The following is a 21,327-nucleotide window of genomic DNA, read 5'->3' as shown; positions in this document are numbered from 1 at the left end:
GGGTAGGGCGCGGCGCGGCGCGGCCCTTTGACATGCGTGATCGTGCATGTAAGAGTGGAAGACAACTGAAAACGGTTTCCAATAATATCCCGAGTGCGGGCGCAGACCGATACGAAGGAAACACCCCATGACCACCGCCACCGAGGGCAGCCTGGAGCCCGGCCCCGACCACCAGCACGGTGACGCGCCGTTCCCCGAGATGCCGCCCCGCGACATCCTCGACTCGGCCGGGGAGATCCTGCGCGCCCTGGCCGCCCCGCTGCGCATCGCGATCGTGCTGCAGCTGCGCGAATCCCAGCGCTGCGTGCACGAGCTCGTCGACGCGCTGGCCGTCCCGCAACCCCTGGTCAGCCAGCACCTGCGCATCCTCAAGGCCGCCGGGGTGGTCGCCGGGGAACGCTCCGGCCGCGAGGTGCTCTACCGCCTCGTCGACCACCACCTGGCCCACATCGTGCTCGACGCCGTCGCCCACGCCGCCGAGGAGCACCGATGACCAGACCCGCCACCCGCTCCACCCGCCAGCGCGCGGCGATCACCGAACTGCTCGACACCGTCGAGGATTTCCGCTCCGCGCAGGAACTACACGAGCAGCTGCGCCAGCGCGGCGACACCATCGGCCTGACCACCGTCTACCGCACCCTGCAGGCGATGTCGGCGGCCGGGCTCGTCGACACCCTGCGCACCGACACCGGCGAGTCGCTGTACCGGCGCTGCTCGGCGCACCACCATCACCACCTGGTGTGCCGCGACTGCGGCGCCACCGTCGAGGTTGCCGGCCCCGAGGTCGAGGACTGGGCCGCCGGTGTCGCCGCCGAACACGACTTCACCGACGTCAGCCACACCGTCGAGATCTTCGGCACCTGCGCGGGCTGCCGCGGCTGAGCACCGGCTCGCGGCTACCCGCTCTTGCGCTCGCGCTTGGCGCGGTAGAGGTCCGCGTCCGCGGCCTCCAACAGCGCGGGGAATCCCTCCCCCTCGGCCGACCCGACGGCCACGCCGTAGGTCACCCGCACCGTGTGTCCGTCGACCAGGTCCTCGGCGAGCCGGCGCGCCCGCGCCTCGTCGTAGCCGGGCACGGCCACCACGAACTCGTCCCCGCCGACCCGGCCGATCATCGCCGACTCGGGCAACCGCGCCACCCAGCGCCGGGTCAGCCCGGTCAGCACCCGGTCCCCGGCGGCGTGGCCGTCGCGGTCGTTGACGCCCTTGAAGTCGTCGACGTCGAAGGCCAGCACGGCCAGCGGCTCCCCCTTGCGCCGCGCCCGCGACGCCGTCCGCTCGGCCCGGTGTTCGATGCCCGCACGGTTCCACACCCTGGTCAGCGGGTCGCGCAGGGCGGCGTCCAGCAGCGCCGAATTGAGCACCCCGAACACCTCGGCGGCACCCAGGATCGACACCACGTAGAGCACCAGCCACAGCCGCGGCACCGGGGCCGGCCCGGTCACCAGCGCCGCCGCGGCGACCAGGGCGATCACCGCGGCCGCCGCCCGCGCCACCGCCGGACGGTGCCAGGTCCGCAGATGGACCGCCATGAACATCAGCGGGACCACCGACCACACCTGTCCCTCGATCCGGTCGTGGAACAGCAGCGGCACGATCGGCGCCGCACCCGCCGACACGACGCTGAGCCCGTAGCGCCAGGTGGGCACCCGGCCGCGCACCGGGATCGCCAGCCCCAGCCCGACCAGGCACAGTGCCACCGCCACTTCCTCGCCGCGGGCCCGCGACGGCGGGGTGTCCACCCAGCGGGCGGTGACGACGGCCAACAGATACAGGCCCAGCAGGATCACCAGGTAGGTGACCAGCATCCGCTGGCGCAGCCCCGCCCCGAAATCGGGACCCCGATCGTCGGCCATCGGCGTCGGCCGCCGTCAGCCGGCCAGCGTCCGGCGTACGTCGGCGCCGGCGGAGAGCACCATCAGGATCAGCGTCCGCAGCGCCTCGTCGGTCAGACCGGCACCGGGAAAGTTATAGCGCAGCAACACATCCCCCACCTTCTTGACCTTCGAGCGGCGGGTCGACGACGCCGGCGACCCACCGTTGACCGCGGTCGGCACCGACTTCTCCACCAGCGCGACGGTGCCCAGCAGGGTGGCGCTGGCCAGCTCGGAGACCCGCTCACGGGTCTTGGCGGTCAGTGCGAGATCCCACGCCAGCGGCTGGGTCAGCGACACCATCTCCAGGTCGTCGGCGATGTCGACCACCCGCAGCGAGGCCACCGTGCCCTCGTGGCTGACGGTCAGGGCACCGTCGTCCTCCTCGACGACGGTGGCCACCTCGGCCAGCGCCGAGGACAACCGGCGCCGCAACGACTCCCCGGCCGGCATCAGGCCCTGCCGAACCGACGGTTTCTCGACACGTACTCCTCGCAGGCGGCCCACAGGTCGCGCCGGTCGTAGTCCGGCCACAGCTTGTCCTGGAACACGTACTCAGCGTAGGCGGCCTGCCACAACAGGAAGTTCGACGCCCGCTGCTCCCCCGAGGTCCGGATGAACAGGTCGACGTCGGGGATGTCGGAGCGGTGCAGGTGTTTGGCGAAGGCCGCCTCGGTGATCCGGGCCGGGTTGATCTTGCCCTCGACGGCCTCGGCGGCCAGCTGCCGCGCCGCCTCCACGATCTCGGTGCGCCCGCCGTAGTTGACGCAGTAGTTCACGGTGATGACGTCGTTGTCGACGGTCATCTGCTCGGCGATGTCGAACTCCTTGATGACGCTGCGCCACATCCGCGGGCGCGAGCCCACCCAGCGCATCCGCACCCCCATGGCGTCGAGGTTCTCCCGCCGCCGGCGCACCACCTCCCGGTTGAAGCCCATCAGGAAGCGCACCTCCTCGGTGCTGCGCTTCCAGTTCTCGGTGGAGAAGGCGTACACCGTCAGGTGCTTGATCCCGAGCTCGATGGCCCCGCAGGTGATGTCGATGAGCACCGCCTCGCCCATCTTGTGGCCCTCGGTGCGCCCGAGCCCGCGCTGGGTGGCCCAGCGGCCGTTGCCGTCCATGACGACGGCGACGTGCTGGGGCACCTGGCCGGCGGGGATCTGCGGGGCCGCCGCCTTGGAGGTGTGCTGGGGCGGCCGGGAGAACCGGCCGTTGGTCCGCGGCGGCAACTCGGGGAAGATGACCGGCCACGTCGACTTGTCGGGGAACGAGGGGTAGTCGTCAGGCGCTGGAGGCAGCTGGGGGTAGGCCGTTTTGCCCGGCTTCTTGGTCGCCATGGGGCATATCCTGCCCGACCAGCGAGACGCGATGCTCGGCGACCGCACGATCGACCCGCTGTCCACGCTCGACCAGGGTGCGCTCGACCAGGGCGCGCTCAACCAGAGGCAGAGTGCGCAGCTGCCGCTCCAGGTGCCACTGCAGATGCGCGGCCACCAGCCCGCTGGCCTGGCCGCGGTGGGACGCCGGGGCGGCCACGGCGTGTTCCCAGTCCCCGTCGTGCAGGGCGGCCATCAGGTCGAGCACCCCCTGCGGCGGGGTGCTCGACCCGGCCGGCCGGCAGTGCACGCACACGCTGCCCCCGGCCGCGACGTGGAAGGCCCGGTGCGGGCCGGGAGCGGCGCAGCGCGCGCACTCGGTCAGCGCGGGCGCCCAGCCGGCGATGCCCATCGCCCGCAGCAGGTAGGCGTCGAGCAGCAGCTCCCGCGGGCGGGTGCCGTCGGCCACCGCCCGCAGCGCGCCGACGGTCAGCCGGTGCAGGGCGGGCACCGGGACCCGCTCCTCCCCGGCGAGGCGCTCGGCGGTCTCCAGCACCGCGCAGGCGCTGGTGTAGCGGCCGTAGTCGCGGACGATGTCGGTGCCGAACGCGTCCAGGCACACCACCTGGGTGACGATGTCGAGGTTGCGCCCGGCGTGCAGCTGCACGTCGATGTGCGCGAACGGCTCCAGCTTGGCGCCGAACTTGCTGCGGGTGCGCCGCACGCCCTTGGCCACCGCACGCACCAGCCCGTGCTCGCGGGTCAGCAGGGTGACGATGCGGTCGGCCTCGCCGAGCTTGTGCTGGCGCAGCACCACCGCCCGGTCCCGATACAGCCGCATCGGACCAGTGTCTCACCACCGGGTGACATCACCGGGGATGCGCGCCGGGCGTGGCCGCCTCACGGCGCCGACGGCACCAGCATCGACTGCCAGGTCTTCGGCCCCGGGACCCCGCCCGGTGAGCCGGCCGCCAGGTCGCCCTGGGTGTACAGCCTGCCGTCGGGGCCGACGTAACTGCCGGTGGCGGGGTCGTAGTCGGCGATCGCCAACGGCGGGGCGGGCCCCTCCGCCGGCCCGGGCGGCGGCTCAGGGACGGGCTGACCGGTCAGGGTCGCATTGGGGTCGCCCTTCCAGTTGTAGCCGTCGTTGAGCGGCACGTAGCCCCGCTCGCTCTCACACATCGCGACGGTGGCCGCCCGTTTGCCCGGCACCGTCTCGCACGGGGTGTTGCGCGCCCCCCGCACGTTGAACGGCGAGTCCTGCGGCACCCGGCAGTACAGGTTGGGGGGTCGCTCGGGGTAGTCGACCAGCGCGGCGTTGCGCTGCTGCTGCGCGGGCAGGAACCCGGTGGTGCACGGCGGGGGCAGGTTCAGGTTGAGGTTGAAACTCAGGTACTGGCCGCGGTAGGCCTGCTTGGTGTCGCGGTTGGCGATGATGCCGGCCTGCCCGGCCGAGATCACCTGCGGGAACAGCACCAGCAACTGCTCCAGGTCGGCACGGTAGGTGACCGCGACGTCGTTGACGCTGACCAGGTTGGCCAGCAGCGTCGGCAGCGTGGGACGGACCCGCGCCAGCAGCGCCCGCACCTGGTCGGCGGCGGGCCCGCCCCGGTCGATGAGCCCGGCCACCGCGCCGTCGTTCTCCTTGAGGTCGGCGGCGACGGTGGCCAGGTTCGACGCCCAGGAATCGATGGCCGCCGCGGTGTCGGTCTGTGAGTCCAGCACGGGCCGGGCCGTGTCGATCAGTCCGAGCAGGGGGTCGAGGTTCTCCCGGGCGTCGATCGCCAGGTCGGTGGAGCCGGCCACGATGCGCGCCAGTTCCGGCCCCAATCCGCCGACGGCGGTGTAGGACTCGTCGATCACCGTCTTCAGATCGCCGCGCGGGATCGCCTGCAGCCCCGCGGTGGCGTCGGCGAGAAGCGTGTTGACATCCGGGGGCACCGACGTCTCGGCCAGTGGGATCACGTCGCCGTCGCGCAGCGGCGGGCCGGGCCCCCGCGGAACCAGCGCGACGTACTGCTCCCCGATCGCCGATTGGCTGTGCACCTCCGCACGCAGGTCCGACGGAATGTCGATGCCCGATTTCAGCGACAGCACCGCCCGCACGCCGGTGGCGGTCAGCGCGACCGCGTCGACCCGGCCGACCTCGGTGCCGCGGTAGGTGACGTTGCCCCCGCTGTAGAGGCCGCCGGTGCGGGGCAGTTCGACGGTCACCTGATAGCGCCCCACGCCGAACAACATCGCGGGCAGCTTGATGAAGTGCAGCGTCATCACCGACATCGCGGCCAGGGCGATCAGCGTGAACACGGCCAGCTGGATCTTCATCTTCCGGTTCAGCCGCATCTAGGGCCCCTGATCCCACCGGTAGGGAACCACAAGGGGATTCGACTTGGTGTAGGGGCTGGGGTACTGGCCGACGGTGCGGCCCCACTGCAGTTCCAGTTCGGTGAGATCGCCCTCCCAGCGGGTCCCGGTGAACAGTCCGGCGTCCAGGCGGCTCAGGGTGAGATCGAAGATCGCGGTCAGGTTGGCGTAGTCGCCGCGCTGCCACGTCTCGATGGTCTCGTTGGGGAACGGGAACGTCGGGATGAGGCTCAGCGCGCGGGTCATGCTCGGACCGGCGTCGGCCAGCGACGTCAACACCGGACGCAGGTCCGTCAGCTCCTTGACGAGGTTCTCCCTGGACTGGTTGACGGTGTCGGCCGACAGCGCGGCGAAGGCGGCCAGCCGGTCGGCCGCCTCGACGAGGTGCTCGCGTTCCCCGTCGAGCACCGCCAGCGCCTCGGGCACCGTGGCCAGTGCACGGTCGAGGACCGGCTGCCGGGCGGCGAAGGTGCCGACCAGGGTGTTGAGGCTGTCGGTGGCGGCGATGATGTCGCCGGTCTGGTCGTCGAGGTCGCGGGTGAACGTGTCCAGCCCGGCGATCAGCCCGCGCAGATCCTGTTCCCGGCCACGGAATGCGGTGCTCAGGGCCTCGGTGATGTCCTGGATCTGTCCGAGCCCGCCGCCGTTGAGCACCATCGACAGCGCGGCCAGGGTCTGCTCGGTGCTGGGGAAGGCGCCGGCGTGCGACAACGGGATCAGCGATCCGTTGTGCAGCCGGCCCCGCGGGGCGGCGTCGCGCGGTGGTGCGAGCTCCACGTGCAGCGACCCCAGCAGGCTGGTGAGCCCGATCGCGGCGGTGGCGTTGGCGGGCAGCGCCACGCCCCCGTTGAGCCGCATGGTCACCAGCGCGTGCCAGCCCTGGCGTTCGATCCCGGTGACGGTGCCGACATCGACGTCGTCGACGCGGACCCGCGAGTTCGGCTGGATGTTGTTGACGTCGGGGAGCTGAGCCTGCACGACGAAGGAGCCCGGGCCGCCGCCCTGGGTGCCGGGCATGGGCAGGGTGTTGAGCCCACGCCACTGACTGCAGCCCGACACCGCGGCCGATGCGGCCACGGTGAGCACGACAGCGACCACCGGACCGAGCACCGCCGCCCGGGCCGCCAGGGCCGCCGAAGCCCGCCGCCACACGCCGCGGCGCCTCACCGCCCGCCTCCCCCGGCCGGAACGAGCAGTCCCGACAACCCCGCCGACGGGTCGGTGGGCACCGGGTCCGCAACCGGGTCCGGAATGTGGTCGGGGCGCATCCAGTCCTCGCTGTAGGTCACCTCGTTGGGGCGGGCCTGGGCGCCGACGAGCAGGTTCTCCCCCAGCGGGGGGAAGTTGAACTGCCGGTTCTTCACGATCGGCGCGAGATACTGCACGCACAGCTTGGCGGCCCGTTCGCCGCCGAGCCGCGAGGCCGCCTGGATCGCGCCGCAGATGAAGCCCAGCGGGTTGGCGAAGTTGTTGACCGCCAGCGCACCGGTCAGCGCGCCGTTGGCCGGTTCGTAGATGTTGTAGAAATTGGCGACCGCGGTCGGGGCGATGTGCAGGGTCTGCTTGAGGTCATCGAGGCTGTCGACCAGGGCGGCGCTGATCGAGCCGAGGGTGTCGGTGGCCGTCCCCACCGCCTCGTGGTTGTCCGCGACGAAGTCGCGCACATCGGAGACCACGCTGTTGAGCCCGCGCACCGCGCGGCCCACCTTGTGCGGGTCGTCGGCGATCAGGCCGGTCACCGTCGCCATGTTGCGGTTGAGCTGTTCGAGAATGTCGGCGCTGTCGCGCAGCGCCGAGACCAGCGTCGAGAGGTTGGTGAACGTGGTGAAGATGTCGTCGCTGTGCTCGCCGAGCGCCGAGAGTGTCTGGGAGAGTTTGACGACCGCGTCCCGGATGGCCGAACCCCGGCCGCGCAGGTTGTCCGCGGCGGTGTCGACGAACCCGCCCAGGGTGCTGAGCCCGCCGGGCTCGGTGGGCGCCAGCAGCGCGGTGACGCGCTGCAGCTGCACGCGCACGTCGTCCCATTCCACCGGCACCGCGGTGCGGTCCCGGCCGAGCACGGCGCCGCTGCGCAGCCTGGGTCCGCCACGATAGGCCGGGGTGAGCTGGATGGCCCGACCGGTGACCAGCTGCGGGGACAGGATCACCGCCTTGACGTCCTCGGGGATCGGGTGGTCCTCGTCAACCCAGAATGTCACCCGTGCCCGGGTGGGCTCCGGCTCGATCGTCTCCACACGGCCCACCGGCACACCCAGGATGCGGACGTCGTCACCGGCGAACAGCAGGTTGCTGTTGTCGAAATAGGCCACCAGCCAGGTCTTCCCGACGTGCTCGCAGTGGCGCGCCACGGTCACCGCGGCGCCGGCCACCAGCACGACCAGCAGCCCGGCCAGCACCGCCCGGCCACGCCGCAGCACCGCGGTCACGGTGCCACCTCGTCGGGTGCGGGCACGTACACCGGCGACGGGGCCGGGGTGGGCACCGGCCCGGCACCCGGTTCGGGACCTGCCGGCGGTCCGGGCGCCGGCCCGCCGGGTGGTGGCGCCGGCAACGGAGGCCGGTAGGGATAGCGCGGGTCGCCGGGGTGACCGGTGATGGCGGCCGGCAGATCGGTCGCCGGCGGGCCGCCCTGGCCGGTGCGTGGGAACGGCAGCGGCAGCGGCGGTGTCGCGGGCTGGCCGGTCTGCGGGTCGCTCAGCTGCGAGGGCAGCAGCACACTCGGGTCCAGGCCCAGGTCGGAGAACGCCGCCTCCACGAACGGCTGCACGAACTGGCCGGGTAGCAGGTTGCTGACATAGGCCTTGAAAAACGGTCCCGACGAGAGGGATTCGCCCAGCGACATGGCGTAGCTGTTGAGCAGTTTCACCGACTCCTTGAGTTGGTCACGGTGGCCGTCGACGATGGTCAGCACGCCGTTGAGCTTGTCCAGCGCCGGGCGCAGCTGTGCACGGTTGTCGTCGATGAACTCGGCCAGCCGGTCCGACAGCGCCGTCAGGTGGTCCCAGATCCGATCGACGGCGTCGCTCTGGGACTTGAGCTGCGCCAGTAACGCATTCGTGTCGTGCACCAGGCGCACGATCGCGTCGCTGCGGCCGGCCAGCACCGTGGTCGCCCGTGCGGCGTTGTCGAGCAGGGTGCGCAACCGGGCGTCGCGGCGGTTGAGGGTGTCGGCGAAGCGTGCGACCCCGTCGACGGCGCCGCGCAGCGCCTCGGGGGTGTCGGCGAAGGTCTGCGAGACCACGGCCAGCGACTGCGACAGCTGGTCGGTGTCCAACCCGCTGATGGTGTCGGCAAGGTCACCCAGAGCGTCGGGCAGCTGGTACGGAGAGGTGGTGCGGCTCAGCGGGATCGTGCCGGTAAGCGCTCCGCCGCCGCGGGGGGTGACGTCGAGGACCTTGGTGCCCAGCAGGCTCTTGGTCTTGATCGCGGCCTCGGTGGACCGGCCGAGGTGGATGTCGTCGTCGACGGTGAAGGTCACCAGTACCTGCGCCCCGTCCAGGACGATGGACGACACCTTCCCGGCGGGATAGCCCGACACCTCCACGCCGGCACCGGTGAACAATCCGCCTGCGTCGGCGAAATAGGCAGTGTAGGAATGGTTCTGGTTGACCAGGGGTAGATTCTGGTACTGCAGCGCCCCGATGACGACGACCGAGACCAGCCCGGCCCCGACGGCGCCGAGCACGGCCGGGTTGCGTTCGGCGAAGGATTTCATCGCGGAGCGCACCTGCCCGTGTCCTGGCCGGCGACCTTGACGAACACCGGCTGTCCCCCCTTGCCGTTGAGCTTCAGGACCACATCGCAGAGGTAGAAGCTGAAGAAGTCGCCGTAGATGCCCTGCCGGTTGAGCGCGCGGTACTTGTCGGGCAGCGTGGCCAGCAGGTTGTCCAGGTAGTCGCTGTCGGCCACCGCGATCGCGGCGGTGCGGTCGGTCTCGTGCACCACTGCGGTGAAGGGTTCGCGCGCCTGGGCGAGCAGGTCGGCGACCGAGGCGGCCGCGGCGTCGGTGTAGGCCACGGCGTTGGTGATGTCGGTCTTACGGGCGGCCAGGCCCGCAACCAGTTCCGACAGCGACACCACGGCCTTGTCGAGCCGGTCGGACTGCCCGCCCAGTGAGCCCAGCACCACATTGAGGTTGTCGACCACCTCGCCGATGAGCCGGTCGCGGTCGGCCAGCGTGGTGGTCACCGCCGCGGCCTGGCTGAGAAACCCGGCGATGGTGGGGCCCTGGCCCTCCAGGGCGGCGATCAGCTGGCCGCTGAGCTGGTTGACCTGCTCGGGATCCAGGGCCCGGAACAGGGGTTTGAATCCGCCGATCACCGAGTCCAGGTCCAGCGCGGGTTGGGTGCGGGTCACCGGGATGGTGGCGCCCGGCCGCAGCGGGCCGGCCCCGCCGGCGCCCTCCTCCAGCGCCAGGTAGCGGCCACCGATGACGTTGTCGTAGCGGATGACCGCGCGCGACCCGCCGGTCAGCGTCACCGAGTCGTCGGTGGTGAACGAGACCCTCACCGTGGCATCGGCGTTGAAGGAGATCGCTTCGACCTGGCCGACCTCCACCCCGGCGATGCGCACCATGTCACCGTTCTTCAGCCCCGACACGTTGGTGAACTCCGCGGCGTAGCTCCTGCCGCCGCCGAAGCGGAACTCGGCGAAGATCGCCAGCAGCGCGAAGGTGCCCAGGGCGCACACCGTCAAGAAGACGGCCAGCCGCCGGGCCGCCCCCCGGAAGTCGTCCTTCACGGCGTCTCCTGTCCGGTCGGCGGGGCCGCGGGCACCCCCGGCCACAGGGGGACCCCGCCGGGGCCGTAGAGCGGCGCACCGTAGGGCGGGGCCCCCGGGTACGGGATCGGCCCGGGCGCCGGGCCGGGCAGGCACTGACGGATGCTCGGGGGCTGCGGGATCCCCCGCGTGACCGGGAAGAAGTTGCCCCAGCACGGATGCCCGATGCCCGGGTTGGGCCGGATGTCCAGGCCGGTGCCGAAGCCGGTGTTGGTGATCAGCTGGCGCACCGGGAAGTTCTGCGACGCGTCGGGCAGCGACCCGCAGCCGGGCGCGCCGCCGGGCCCGCCCCTGGCCGCGACGACGGGAAGGTGGTCCGGGAAGCGATAGGCGTCGTTGCCGGGCAGCAGGCCGACGTCGAGTTGCACGGTGCGCCCGTCGATTCCGCCCCAGGCGTCATACCCGCCGTTCTCCAGATACCAGGTGGTGCCCTGCAGCCAGCAGGTGTAGGTCGGGCTGTACTGCTCCAACAGCGCGGTGGTGGGAGCCAGCGCGTTGATCAGGCCCACCAGGCTCGGCGCACTGCTGGTCAGCAGCTCGGTTCCCGCGCCGGCCAGTCCGATCGCGTTGAGCAGCAACGCGTTGAGCTGAACCGCATGGTCGACCACGGTGGTGCTGGTGGTGGCGGCGCCGTCGAGGACGGTCACGATGTCGGCGGCCGCGGCGGCGTAGGTGTCGTTCAGGCGCCGGAAGGACTGCCAGTCCGCGCGGATGGTGTCGCTGCGCGCGTTGAGCGCCGCCAGCACCTGGTTGAGGTCGGTGGTGGCCTGGCCGATGCGCTGCCCCTGTCCCCGCACGCCCTCGGCGATCGCGGTCAGCACGGCGTTGAGCTTGGCCGGGTCGACCACCGCGAGCAGATCGGAGATGTTCTCGAAGACGGTGTTGACCTCGGTGCTGACGTTGTCCGAACGCAGCACGGCACCGGCGGCCAGCGGCTGCGGTGCCGGGTCGGCCGGATAGACCAGGTCGACGAACTTGGCACCGAAGGCGGTGGTGGACTGGATCCGGGCCCCCACGTTGGCCGGAATGAACCGGATCTGGTCGGGATAGATGTCCAGCCGCAGTTCGGCCCGCCCGCCGCCCCCGCGGATGTCCTTGACCCGGCCGACCTCGACCCCGCGCATCTTGACCTTCGCGTTGGTGGCCATGACCAGACCGGACCGCTCGGCGGTGAGCGTCACCGGCACCACGGAGCGGAAGGTGCCGGCGAAGACGGCGCCGGTGACGGCCACGAACGTCACGACCACCGCGAGCAGGATCGCGGTCCACCACGCGTTGGCGATGCGCTGTGCGCCGGGCCGGGGTTCCATGTCAGCCCGCCAGGTTGAAGTTGCCGGTCTGGCCGTACACGGCCAGCGAGATCATCACGATTTCCACCGCGGCCACCACCATCGACGTGCGCACCGCCCGCCCGACGGCCTCCCCGACGCCGGCGGGCCCACCCGAGGCGGTGAACCCGTAGAAGGTGTGCACCAGCATGATCACCACCGTCATGGCCAGCGATTGGAAGAACGACCAGATCAGGTCCGTGGGGCTCAGGAAGGTGTTGAAGTAGTGGTCGTAGACCCCGGAGCCCTGCCCGTAGATGGCGGTGGTGCCGAAGCGGGCGGCCAGGAACGCCATCATCACCGCGATGCAGTACAGCGGGATGACCACCACGACACCGGAGAGCACCCGGGTGGCCGCCAGGTAGGTCACGCTGCGGATCCCGATGACCTCCAGCGCGTCGATCTCCTCGTTGATGCGCATGGCGCCCAGCTGCGCGGTGGCCGCCGCCCCGATGGTCGCCGACAACGCCACCGAGGTGGTGCCGGGAACGATCAGCCGCACGTTGAAGAACGCCGACGCGAACCCGGTCAGTGCCTCGAAGCCCACCGAGGCCAGCTGGTTGTAGCCCTGCACGGCCACCAGCGCCCCGGTGGTCATGGTCAGGAACCCGACGATGGCCACCGTACCGCCGACCACCGCGAGCGCGCCGGTGCCCAGCCCCATCTGGGCGATGAGGCGCAGCACCTCGGTGCGGTAGTGCACGACGGCGTCGGGGATGGCCGCCAGCGTCTGGGCGTAGAAGCGGGTCTGGGCGCCCAGCCGGTTCCAGGCGGCGGCGAAGTCCGCGGCGGCCCGCTGCAGGCGGCCGAAGGCCCCGCTCGGCGCGGCGGCGCTCACGGTGACCCCCTGAGCAACCCCCGCGGTGACGGCATGGTTGGCCTCACGACACCGTGAACTGGATACCGACGGCGGTGACGATCACGTTGATGGCGAACAGCACCATGAACGTGAAGACCACCGTCTCGTTGACGGCATTGCCCACCCCGGCCGGGCCGCCGCCCACCGAGATGCCCTTGTAGCAGGCGATCAGCCCGGCGGCCAGGCCGAACAGCGCGGCCTTGACCAGTGAGACGATCACATCTCCCACGCCGGTCAGCAGGGTCAGCCCGGAGACGAAGGCCCCGGCGGCGACGTCCTGGATGAACACGCAGAAGAAGAAGGCTCCGGCCAGGCCGACGATGATGACCGTCGCCGCCAGCGACAGCGAGACCGTGGTGGCCGCGAGCACCCGCGGAACCACCAGCGACTGCACGGGATTGATGCCCATCACCCGCAGCGCGTCGAGTTCGTCGCGGATGGTGCGCGCGCCCAGGTCGGCGCACATCGCCGTGGCCCCGGCCCCGGAGACCACGAGCACCGTGACGATCGGCCCGATCTGGTTGACGGTGCCGATCGCGGCGCCGGTGCCCGAGAAGTCGGCCGCCCCGAACTCGTTGAGCAGCACGTTGAAGGTGAACACCAGCAGGACCGAGTACGGCATGGTGAGCATCAGCGCGGGCAGCACCGACACCCGCGCGACGAACCAGGTCTGGATCACGTATTCGCGCCAGGCGAACGGCGGCCGGAACATCAGCACGCCCGTGTCCAGCGCCATCGCGAAGAACCCGCCCAACGTCCGCAGCGGCCCGGTGACCCGGAGCTGGGTGGTCACCACGACTGCACCGCCGGGGTGGCCGACGCGTCCACCCCGACCCGCCGTGGGGTTGCTCGAAGCGCTGCTAGCATCGCCGCACAACCGCCCGGAACAAGGAGGCAGGCATCGTTGCAGGGCGGCATGGGCGGAAACATTAGCGAGGTCACGGCGCCTGTGACTGCTCCACCAAGAGGGATAAACCTCCCCCGTTGGGGTTAAGACCCGGATCGGCCCACGGGATTGGGCCAAGTTTGCTGCAACGCGCGCGGCTACTGTCGGATGGTGATGGTTACATCGCGTTCCTCCCGTTTTCCCACGCTGACCGACCAGCTCTACCGCATGGCCAGTGGGAGCGTGACGTCGCAGGAACTGACCCGCCGGGCGCTGCGGGCGATCGCCGAGAGTCAGCCCAGCCTCAACGCGTTCCGGGTGGTGCTGGACGCCTCGGCGACCGCCGAGGCCGCCGAGGCCGACCGCCGCCGCGGCGCCGGGGACCGTTCGCCGCTGCTGGGCGTGCCGATCGCGGTCAAGGACGACGTCGACATCGCCGGTGTACCAACCGCTTTCGGCACCCACGGGTGGGTCAATCCGGCGACTTCCGACGCCGAGGTGGTGCGCCGGCTGCGCGCGGCCGGCGCGGTGATCGTCGGCAAGACCAACACCTGCGAGTTCGGCCAGTGGCCGTTCACCAGCGGACCCGGCTTCGGGCACACCCGCAACCCGTGGAGCCGCGAGCACACCCCGGGCGGCTCGTCGGGCGGCAGCGCCGCGGCGGTGGCGGCGGGCCTGGTGGCCGCCGCGATCGGCTCCGACGGTGCCGGCAGCGTCCGGATCCCGGCGGCCTGGACCAACCTCGTGGGCATCAAGCCGCAGCGGGGTCGGATCTCGACGTGGCCGTTGCCGGAGGCGTTCAACGGCATCACCGTCAACGGGGTGCTGGCCCGCACCGTCGCCGACGCCGCCCTGGTGCTCGACGCGGTCTCGGGCAACGTCGACGGCGATCGGCACAGGCCTCCGCCGGTGTCGGTGTCCGACCACGTCGGGATGGCCGCCGGCTCGCTGCGGGTGGCGGTCTCGACCCGCTTCCCGTTCACCGGGATGCGCGCCACCCTGCATCCCGAGATCGAGGCCGCCCTGCACGGGGTGGCCGATCGGTTGCGCGGGCTGGGGCACACCGTGCTCGAGGGCAACCCCGACTACGGGGTGTCGTTGTCGTGGAATTTCCTGTCCCGCTCGACGGCCGGGCTGCTGGACTGGGCCGACCGGGTCGGCGGGGCGGTCGACCTGGACCGGCGTACGACGGCGAACATGCTGATGGGACGGGCGTTGTCGCAGCGGGTGCTCGGCCGCGCCCGCGCCCGCGAGGCGGCGCTGCAGCGCCGGATCGGATCGGTGTTCTCGGCGGTCGACGTCTTCCTGGCGCCGACCACCGCCCAGCCCCCGCCGCGGGTGACCGCCTTCGACGGGCTCGGGGCCAACGCCACCGACCGGAAGATGATCGCCGCCTGCCCGGGCTGCTGGCCGTGGAACGTGCTGGGCTGGCCCTCGATCAACGTGCCGGCGGGATTCACCTCCGAGGGGCTGCCGATCGGGGTGCAGCTGATGGGCCCGGCCAACAGCGAGCCGCTGCTGGTGTCGCTGGCCGCGGAGTTGGAGGCCACCGCCGGGTGGAGCGCCCACGAACCCGAGCCCTGGTGGGAGCGCCGGCCGGAGTGAGCGATAGCTGCACACGGCCCGCGTGGACTGAAGTAGGCTCCCTAGCCATGGTGAAACGGCAAGCGGCCGTGGCGGTGATCGCCGCGGCGGGCAGCGTGGGCGCGCTGCTGGCGAGTCCAACGGCGGCGGCCGACAACCGGCGACTCAACGACGGGGTGGTGGCCAACGTGTACACCATCCAGCAGAAGGCCGGCTGCTCCACCGAGATCAAGGTCAACCCCAAGCTGCGGCTGGCTGCCCAGTGGCACACCAACGACGTGCTGAACAACCCGGCCCTGAACGGCGACGTCGGCTCCGACGGGTCCACGGTGGCCGACCGGGCACGCAACGCGGGGTATGCCGGTGCGGTCGCCGAGACCACGGCGATCAACCCGGCGCTGGCGATCAACAACCTCGACGTGCTCAAGCTGTGGTACTACCGGCCGGACTACTACGGCATCATGTCGGACTGCTCCAACATCGACATCGGGGTGTGGTCGGAGAACCACTTCCCCGACCGCAGCGTGGTGGTGGCCGTGTACGGCAAGGGCGACACCGCCGCGCCGGTGATGGCCCCCGAGCGGCAGTTCGGCCAGGTCCCGGGCTGGACGCCGTAGCGGCGGTCGCCCCGACCGGGTGATATCACCGGCGATATCACTTTCGCCGGCGTGTTGTCCCGACTCCGGCGCCGCCACCGGGTGTCGACATCGCATCCCCGGAAGTGACATCACCGGCGATATCACTTTCGCCGGCGTGTTGTCCCGACTCCGGCGCCGCCGCCGGGTGTCGACATCGCATCCCCGGAAGTGACATCACCGGCGATGTCACGGCGGGCGGGTCCGCCCGCCCGCAGAACCCTCAGGGCCCTCAGAACCCCAGGCGCCCGAGCTGCTTGGGGTCGCGCTGCCAATTCTTGGCGACCTTGACCCGCAGATCCAGGTACACCTTGGTGCCCAGCAGCTTCTCGATCTGAGTGCGCGCCGCGGTGCCCACCTCGCGCAGCCGGGCCCCACCCTTGCCGATCACGATCCCCTTCTGGCTGTCGCGCTCGACGAACAACACCGCGTGCACGTCGATGAGGTCCTGCCCCTCGCGGGGCTCCACCTCCTCGATGACCACCGCCAGCGAATGCGGCAGCTCGTCGCGCACCCCCTCCAGGGCGGCCTCGCGGATCAGCTCGGCCATCAGAACCTCTTCGGGCTCGTCGGTGAGCTCGCCGTCGGGGTAGAACGCCGGGCCCGGCGGCAGCTGTGCGGCCAGCAGCCCGGTCAGCACGTCGATCTGCTCCCCGGCGGTCGCCGAGACCGGCACGATCTCGGTGGCGTGCGCACCGAACTCGGCCTCGACGGCCACCAGCTGCGCGGCGACCCGCTCGCGGGAGACCTTGTCGGTCTTGGTGACGATCACGAACAGCGTGGTCCTGGGGGCGACGTCGCGGATCTGCTGGTAGATCCACCGGTCCCCGGGTCCGATGGCCTCGTCGGCGGGGATGCACAGCCCGATGATGTCGACCTCGGCGTAGGTGCTCTTGACCAGGTCGTTGAGCCGCTCGCCCAGCAGCGTGCGCGGACGGTGCAGCCCCGGGGTGTCGACCAGGATGATCTGGAAGTCCTCGCGGTGCACGATCCCGCGGATGGTGTGCCGGGTGGTCTGGGGCCGGTTGGAGGTGATCGCCACCTTGGCGCCCACCAGCGCGTTGGTCAGCGTCGACTTGCCGGTGTTGGGGCGCCCGACGAAGCAGACGAAGCCCGACCGGAATTCGCTCGCCGTGTCCGCTGCGCTCGCCGTGGCGTCGCTCACCGTGGCGTCCCCGACCGGTCGGTGACGATGACGGCCGCCCCCGACGACAGTTCGCGCACGGCGGCCACGCCGGCATCGTCGGCGGACCCGCCGACCAGCACGGCGGCCTCGAACCCGGTCGCGCCGCTGGAGACCGCGGCGGCCACGGCGGCCTGCAGCGCGGTCAGGGTCAGCGCGGTCAGCCCCACCGGTGCCGCGGCGTAGGTGCGCCCATCGAGGTCGCGCACGGCCGCGCCGCTGCCGCTCTCGGCCCGCGCCATGGATCCGCGGGCCAGCACCACCAGCTTGGCGTCCTCGGCGTCGAGTGGTTCAGTCATCCCGGTCGGCCGTCCCCTTCTCGTCGTCGCGCTTCTTCTCGTCGCGCTTCCTGTCGTCTCGTCGTCGCTGGTCGCGCTTGCGGTCCTCCCGGGGTTCCTCGTCGGCGACCGGTTCGACGGGGCTGACCAGCACGGTCCCGACCCGGACCCGGCCACGTTGATCATGCCCGCCCTCGGCGCGCAGCCGCAGGCCGTGCGAGACGATCTCGGCGCCGGGCAGCGGGACGCGGCCGAGCTCGAGCGCCAGCAGCCCCCCGACGGTGTCGACGTCGAGGTCGTCGTCGAATTCGACGTCGTAGAGCTCGCCGACATCCTCGATGGACAGCCGGGAGGACACCCGGTACCGGTGGTCGCCCAGCTCCTCCACCGGGGCGACCTCGTCGACGTCGTACTCGTCGGCGATCTCGCCGACGATCTCCTCGAGCACGTCCTCGATGGTGACCAGGCCGGCGATGGCCCCGTACTCGTCGACCAGCAACGCCATGTGGTTGCGGCTGCGCTGCATGTCGCTCAGCAGCTCGTCCAGCGGCTTGGAGTCCGGGACGAACACCGCCGGGCGCATCAGTTGGGACACCGTGACGTCGCGGCCGCCCGTGGTGGAGTAATAGGTCTGGCCCACCAGGTCCTTCAGGTACACCACGCCGACGATGTCGTCGACGTTCTCGCCGACGACCGGAATCCGGGAGTGCCCGCTGCGCACCGCCAGCGACGTGGCCTGGCCGGCGTTCTTGTCCGACTCGATCCAGACCATCTCGGTGCGCGGCACCATCACCTCACGCGCCGGGGTGTCGCCGAGCTCGAACACCGACTGGATCATGCGGCGCTCGTCGTCGGCCACCACGCCGCGCTGCTGGGCCAGGTCGACGACCTCGCGCAGCTCGATCTCCGAGGCGAAGGGACCGTTGCGGAACCCGCGGCCCGGGGTCAGGGCGTTGCCCAGCAGCACCAGCAGCCGGCTGACCGGGGTGAGCAGGATCGAGATCGTGTGCAGTGGCAGCGCCGAGGCCAGCGCGATGGTGTAGGCGTTCTGCCTGCCGACGGTGCGGGGCCCGACCCCGATCGCCACGAAACTGACCACGATCATGGTCCCGGCCGCGGCCACCAGGCCCCAGCGCAGCCCGAGGTGCCCGCCGAGGTAGGCGACCAGCAGCACTGTGGCGGTGGTCTCGCAGGCGATGCGCAGCAGCACCACCAGGTTGATGTAGCGGGGTCGTTCGTTGACGATCTGGGCCAGCCGCACCGCGCCGGGCCGCTCGTCGCGCACCATCTCCTCGATGCGTGCCATCGACACCGTGCTCACCGCGGCGTCGATGGCCGCGAACAGCCCACCCAGAGCCACCAACGCGATCGCGCCCAACAGCGGCGCCACTCCACTCACGATTCGTCGCTACTCACAATTCGTCGCTGATCACGTATTCGCCGCTGATCACGTATTCGTCGCTGATCACGATTCATCGAAGTAGCGCGACTTGTCGAGCAGCCGACGGTCCTTCTCGTTCTGCCGATTCCGGCGGTACAGCTCGGCCTGGTCGGCGTACCAGTCCTCGAGCAACCGGCGCTGCAGCCCGAACATCTCCTTCTCCTCGTCGGGCTCGGCGTGGTCGTAGCCCAGCAGGTGCAGCACACCGTGCACGGTCAGCAGCGCCAGCTCGTGTTCCAGCGGATGCCCCGCGGCCTTGGCCTGATCGGCGGCGAACTGCGGGCACAGCACGATGTCGCCGAGCACCGAGGGGCCCGGTTCGGGCGCGTCCGGACGGCCCCCGGGTTCCAGCTCGTCCATCGGGAAGCTCATCACGTCGGTGGGCCCGGGCAGATCCATCCAGCGCATGTGCAGATCGGCCATGGCGGCGGTGTCGAGCAGCACCATCGACAGCTCGGCGGCCGGGTTGACCTTCATCGCCGCGATCACGAAGCGGGCGACGCTGATCAACTCCTCCTCGGAGACGTCGACACCCGACTCGTTGGACACCTCGATGCTCATGCGGGGCCCGTCACTTCTGCGACCGCCCGCCGGCGCGGCGCGCGGCCCGGTTCACCGGCTGACCCCCGCCGTCCTGGGCGCGCTCGTAGGCGTCGACGATCTCCGAGACCAGCCGGTGGCGCACCACGTCGGCGCTGGTCAGCTCGGCGACATGGATGTCGTCGATACCGTCGAGGATCTCCACGGCCGCCCGCAGGCCGGAGCGGGCGCCGCCGGGCAGGTCCACCTGGGTGGTGTCGCCGGTGACGACGATCTTGGAACCGAACCCCAACCGGGTCAGGAACATCTTCATCTGCTCCGGCGTGGTGTTCTGCGCCTCGTCGAGGATGATGAACGCGTCATTGAGGGTGTTGTGCGTCAGCAACATGTCCTCGGTCACGTAGAGGGAGTCCGCCGCCGCGACCTGGATGCACACGGCCTCCCCGGTACCTTCGGGCTCGATCCGGTCGATGTACCGCATCGGTCGACCGCCGCCGGTGGCCTCGTACTTGGCCGCCTTGCGGGCCAGCCGGAAGGGCGCGAGCCCCTCCGGCAGGCGGATGTCGAGGATGTGGGCGTCACACCGGTGATGCACGTCGCGTCCCCCGGCCGGGCCGGGTTTGCGTCCCGACGCGGGTCGGCTCCGGTGATAGACCACCCCGCCGAGTGACTGCACCAGAAAGACGACGTCATCGCGCAATCGATCCGACACGGTCGTGAACTGGATCCGGCAGGTGCGGTCCCGTTCGGTGACCGCTCCACCGTCGGAGTCCAGCAGCCCCTGCAGAACGCTCAGGCGTACCGCGGCGGAGTTGAGGAGATAGTCCCCGGGGACGAACTTCGTGTCGGAGTGCGACCCCGCCAACCCCAGGCGACGCAGCGCCCCCGTCACCGGGTTCTCGACCGTGATGACCTCACCCGGCGTGGCCCGCAACGCCTCGGCGAGCTCGGGGTCCTCGGTCGAGAAGCTGGGGGTCGTCGGGCAGGTGAGGCACCCGTCGCCGAGCAGCAACCCGAGTGCGTAGGGATCAAGCGGGACGGGTGTGTCGGCGAATTCCACGGGGGCGCTCAGCATCGGCAACTCGTAGCGATGGTGGTGCGCAGCGCGCAGGTTGCCGATCATCTCCTTCGTCTGAAGCACGCGGGCCGACTTACCGCGCCGGCGGTCGTCCCGGGTGTAGACCGACCAGAGGTGGTCGCCGGAGGCCAGGGTCGACGCCCCGTCCTGGGTGGTGACGCGGTAGATCTCCTTGAATCCCTGGGGATAGACGCCGAGCACTTCGGTGGGTCGGCCGTCGGAGCCGATCACGAAGTCGCCCACCTCGAGGTCGCCGATCGCCCGAAAACCGCGGGGTGTCAGCACGTTGGTGGACAGCGGTTGGGCGCGACCGCGCATGTACGCCAGCGGCGCCACCTCGATCACCCCGGCGGCCATCAGCTTGGGGATGGCCTCGGGATCCATCATGTCGTGCAGGGCGTCGTACAGGGGACGCAGATAGGGGTCGATCTTCTCGCTCAGCGTGCCGGGCAGGAACCCCAGCCGCTCCCCGGCCTCGACCGCCGGGCGGGTCAGGATGATCCGGTTGACCTGCTTGGTCTGCAGCGCCTTGACGGCCTTGGCCATGGCCAGATAGGTCTTGCCGGTGCCGGCGGGGCCGATCCCGAAGACGACGGTGTTGGCGTCGATGGCGTCGACGTAGCGTTTCTGGTTGACCGTCTTGGGCCGGATGGTCTTGCCGCGCCGCGACAGGATGTCCAGGGTGAGCACCTCGGCCGGAGACTCGTCGTCCTCGCCGGTCAACATGCTCACGCTGCGCCGCACCGCGTCGGGACTGAGCTGCTGGCCGCCGGCGAGCACGGCGATCAGTTCGGTGACCACCCGTTCGGCCACGGCGACCTCGGCGGGCGAGCCGAACAGGGTGACCGCGTTGCCACGGACGTGCAGGTCGGCGTCCAGGCTGTCTTCCAGGACGCGCAGGTTCTCGTCGGCGGAGCCGAGCAGGCCCATCACGAGATCGGGCGGAACATCGATGGTGCTGCGCACTGTGGTGCCGGAAGCGGCGGCGTTCGTTTCGCGGGGCGTCACGTGGGTTTTGGTGCCTGCTTTCTGTGCTGCTTCTGTGCTGTTTCGGGTGTGCTTGGGGTGTGCTTCGGGTGTGCTGTGGTGCCGGCAAGTCGGCTCAGTTTACCGCCGGGGTCCGACGCGGCATAACGGTTCGACATCGGGATCGACATCGGGGCCGAGGTCGGGGCCGAGATC

General features: G+C 70.9%; 21 protein-coding genes. 4 read left to right on the top strand and 17 right to left on the bottom strand.

Annotated features, from left to right (window positions below; all coding sequences use genetic code 11):
* The first annotated feature begins 127 nt into the window (after positions 1-127).
* Complete coding sequence (locus tag CSR00_RS18255; protein WP_099023836.1) at positions 128-493, top strand: ArsR/SmtB family transcription factor; 366 nt, start codon at positions 128-130, stop codon at positions 491-493.
* The gene (locus tag CSR00_RS18250) at positions 490-882 is read left to right on the top strand and encodes a Fur family transcriptional regulator (RefSeq protein WP_099023835.1); all 393 of its coding nucleotides are present in this window, start codon (positions 490-492) and stop codon (positions 880-882) included. Before CSR00_RS18255 ends, CSR00_RS18250 begins: the two co-directional genes overlap by 4 nt.
* A 14-nt stretch (positions 883-896) precedes the next feature.
* On the opposite strand, the gene CSR00_RS18245 is transcribed toward CSR00_RS18250, so the two are convergent.
* The 12 genes from CSR00_RS18245 to CSR00_RS18190 are packed head-to-tail and all read right to left on the bottom strand — an operon-like array spanning position 897 to position 13,256.
* Positions 897-1,856: a GGDEF domain-containing protein gene (locus tag CSR00_RS18245; protein WP_099023834.1), complete on the bottom strand. Its 960-nt coding sequence runs from the start codon at positions 1,854-1,856 to the stop codon at positions 897-899.
* A 15-nt stretch (positions 1,857-1,871) separates the two neighbouring features.
* On the bottom strand, positions 1,872-2,327 hold the full coding sequence (locus tag CSR00_RS18240) for a hypothetical protein (RefSeq protein ID WP_099023833.1): 456 nt from the start codon (positions 2,325-2,327) through the stop codon (positions 1,872-1,874).
* Positions 2,327-3,211 carry a decaprenyl diphosphate synthase gene (locus CSR00_RS18235; protein WP_099023832.1) on the bottom strand — a complete coding sequence of 295 codons (885 nt, stop codon included), beginning with the start codon at positions 3,209-3,211 and terminating at the stop codon, positions 2,327-2,329. Before CSR00_RS18235 ends, CSR00_RS18240 begins: the two co-directional genes overlap by 1 nt.
* A complete protein-coding gene (gene recO, locus CSR00_RS18230; RefSeq protein WP_099023831.1) occupies positions 3,156-4,031 on the bottom strand; it encodes a DNA repair protein RecO in 876 nt (291 codons plus the stop codon). Before recO ends, CSR00_RS18235 begins: the two co-directional genes overlap by 56 nt.
* A gap of 59 nt (positions 4,032-4,090) precedes the next feature.
* On the bottom strand, positions 4,091-5,533 hold the full coding sequence (locus CSR00_RS18225; RefSeq protein ID WP_099023830.1) for an MCE family protein: 1,443 nt from the start codon (positions 5,531-5,533) through the stop codon (positions 4,091-4,093).
* Entirely contained in the window at positions 5,534-6,664 is a 1,131-nt protein-coding gene (locus CSR00_RS18220) for an MCE family protein (protein WP_281259735.1), read from the bottom strand.
* Between the two features lie 53 nt (positions 6,665-6,717).
* Positions 6,718-7,980 (bottom strand): MCE family protein, encoded by a 1,263-nt coding sequence (locus CSR00_RS18215; RefSeq protein WP_099023829.1) that lies wholly within the window; start codon positions 7,978-7,980, stop codon positions 6,718-6,720.
* Positions 7,977-9,269 carry an MCE family protein gene (locus CSR00_RS18210; RefSeq protein WP_099023844.1) on the bottom strand — a complete coding sequence of 431 codons (1,293 nt, stop codon included), beginning with the start codon at positions 9,267-9,269 and terminating at the stop codon, positions 7,977-7,979. Before CSR00_RS18210 ends, CSR00_RS18215 begins: the two co-directional genes overlap by 4 nt.
* On the bottom strand, positions 9,266-10,294 hold the full coding sequence (locus CSR00_RS18205; RefSeq protein WP_099023843.1) for an MCE family protein: 1,029 nt from the start codon (positions 10,292-10,294) through the stop codon (positions 9,266-9,268). Before CSR00_RS18205 ends, CSR00_RS18210 begins: the two co-directional genes overlap by 4 nt.
* Positions 10,291-11,643 (bottom strand): MCE family protein, encoded by a 1,353-nt coding sequence (locus tag CSR00_RS18200; RefSeq protein WP_099023828.1) that lies wholly within the window; start codon positions 11,641-11,643, stop codon positions 10,291-10,293. The genes CSR00_RS18205 and CSR00_RS18200 overlap by 4 nt, the downstream gene beginning before the upstream one ends.
* 1 nt (position 11,644) lies before the next feature.
* Entirely contained in the window at positions 11,645-12,499 is an 855-nt protein-coding gene (locus tag CSR00_RS18195; protein ID WP_099023827.1) for an ABC transporter permease, read from the bottom strand.
* A 43-nt stretch (positions 12,500-12,542) separates the two neighbouring features.
* Positions 12,543-13,256: an MlaE family ABC transporter permease gene (locus CSR00_RS18190; RefSeq protein WP_099023842.1), complete on the bottom strand. Its 714-nt coding sequence runs from the start codon at positions 13,254-13,256 to the stop codon at positions 12,543-12,545.
* Between the two features lie 318 nt (positions 13,257-13,574).
* Here CSR00_RS18190 and CSR00_RS18185 point away from each other — a divergent pair, with 318 nt between their 5' ends.
* Complete coding sequence (locus CSR00_RS18185) at positions 13,575-15,011, top strand: amidase (protein ID WP_099023826.1); 1,437 nt, start codon at positions 13,575-13,577, stop codon at positions 15,009-15,011.
* A 47-nt stretch (positions 15,012-15,058) separates the two neighbouring features.
* A complete protein-coding gene (locus CSR00_RS18180) occupies positions 15,059-15,607 on the top strand; it encodes a CAP domain-containing protein (RefSeq protein ID WP_245906218.1) in 549 nt (182 codons plus the stop codon).
* Between the two features lie 250 nt (positions 15,608-15,857).
* On the opposite strand, the gene era is transcribed toward CSR00_RS18180, so the two are convergent.
* The 5 genes from era to CSR00_RS31640 form a co-directional block, all read right to left on the bottom strand.
* On the bottom strand, positions 15,858-16,790 hold the full coding sequence (era, locus tag CSR00_RS18175; protein ID WP_099023825.1) for a GTPase Era: 933 nt from the start codon (positions 16,788-16,790) through the stop codon (positions 15,858-15,860).
* The gene (locus CSR00_RS18170) at positions 16,787-17,107 is read right to left on the bottom strand and encodes a cytidine deaminase-like protein (RefSeq protein ID WP_099023824.1); all 321 of its coding nucleotides are present in this window, start codon (positions 17,105-17,107) and stop codon (positions 16,787-16,789) included. Before CSR00_RS18170 ends, era begins: the two co-directional genes overlap by 4 nt.
* Positions 17,100-18,485: a hemolysin family protein gene (locus CSR00_RS18165; RefSeq protein ID WP_099023823.1), complete on the bottom strand. Its 1,386-nt coding sequence runs from the start codon at positions 18,483-18,485 to the stop codon at positions 17,100-17,102. Before CSR00_RS18165 ends, CSR00_RS18170 begins: the two co-directional genes overlap by 8 nt.
* 66 nt (positions 18,486-18,551) lie before the next feature.
* On the bottom strand, positions 18,552-19,088 hold the full coding sequence (ybeY, locus tag CSR00_RS18160; RefSeq protein WP_099023822.1) for an rRNA maturation RNase YbeY: 537 nt from the start codon (positions 19,086-19,088) through the stop codon (positions 18,552-18,554).
* Positions 19,089-19,098: 10 nt separating this feature from the next.
* Positions 19,099-21,153: a PhoH family protein gene (locus tag CSR00_RS31640; protein WP_176562132.1), complete on the bottom strand. Its 2,055-nt coding sequence runs from the start codon at positions 21,151-21,153 to the stop codon at positions 19,099-19,101.
* Between the last annotated feature and the right edge of the window lie 174 nt (positions 21,154-21,327).

The sequence above is a fragment of the Mycolicibacterium palauense genome (assembly GCF_002592005.1).
GTDB lineage: Bacteria > Actinomycetota > Actinomycetes > Mycobacteriales > Mycobacteriaceae > Mycobacterium > Mycobacterium palauense.
The sequence above is the reverse complement of the archived record's forward strand: the minus strand, read 5'-3'. Positions and strand labels throughout refer to the sequence as shown.